The 510-nt window shown below is 76.5% G+C and carries 1 pseudogene; it reads left to right on the forward strand.

Annotated features, from left to right (window positions below):
* A pseudogene (locus tag MXD58_RS24905) lies at window positions 1-510 on the forward strand (mechanosensitive ion channel family protein); the annotation flags it as partial.

Genomic DNA, 510 nt, shown 5'->3' on the forward strand with positions numbered 1-510 from the left:
ACCTGCGGGCGGGGGCGCTGCGGGCCCTGGCCGGCCTCGGCCACCTGGCCGTACTGCGGGTCGCGGTCGGCGTGTTCGGGCCGAGCTCCGCCGAGACCACCGTCACCGAACTGCTGATCCTCGTGCTCCACACCATGCTCGCGGGCGCGATCATCGTGTTCGGCGTCTGCCTGGCCCGACTCGCCCGCACCTTCGTCCGCGAGGCCCTGCGCGACCTCGGCTACGCCCGCGCCGCCGCCGACGCGGTCGCCGCGGTGCTCCTGCTCGCCTTCGGCAAGGCCGGACTGGACGAGGTCGGTCTCGCCACCTCGGTCACCACTCCTCTGTTGTGGGCCATCCTCGCGACTGTCGGTGGCGTCGTCGTGGTCGGCGTGGGCGGCGGCCTCATCCGGCCGATGCAGGGGCGCTGGGACGGGATCCTCACGCACGCCGAGAACTCCGCGGCGCAGGCCCGGCGGGTCTGGCGGGCCCCCGCCGCCGGCCCGCGGGACGGGTGGGCCGGCCCCGCGC

It is taken from the genome of Frankia sp. AgKG'84/4 (genome assembly GCF_023242965.2).
In the GTDB taxonomy this organism is placed as follows: domain Bacteria; phylum Actinomycetota; class Actinomycetes; order Frankiales; family Frankiaceae; genus Frankia.